The following is a 267-nucleotide window of genomic DNA, read 5'->3' on the forward strand; positions in this document are numbered from 1 at the left end:
GGAGACAGGCCAAAGCCGCTCCTGGTTCATGAATTATCGCGAACTCGGCAAACGGGCGGCAACCATCCTCAGGGAAATCGGCGATATCGATCCCGCCAGCCGTGCCGGAGATCTGTCGATTTCCCAGCAGCAGATCGTCGAGATCGCCCGCGCGCTCTCGGTCAATTCGCGCATTCTGATCATGGACGAACCGACCTCGGCGCTGAGCGCCACCGAGGTCGAAGTTCTCTTCAAGGTCATCCACGACCTGACGAGCCGCGGCGTTTC

General features: G+C 60.7%; 1 protein-coding gene. It reads left to right on the plus strand.

Annotation, left to right across the window (positions count from 1 at the left end; all coding sequences use genetic code 11):
• Window positions 1–28 precede the first annotated feature (28 nt).
• Window positions 29–267, plus strand: a 239-nt coding sequence (locus tag SB764_RS40920; RefSeq protein ID WP_410866889.1) for an ATP-binding cassette domain-containing protein, incomplete at its 3' end; no start/stop codon positions are given.

It is taken from the genome of Paraburkholderia sp. SIMBA_027 (assembly GCF_046535315.1).
Classification (GTDB): domain Bacteria; phylum Pseudomonadota; class Gammaproteobacteria; order Burkholderiales; family Burkholderiaceae; genus Paraburkholderia; species Paraburkholderia tropica.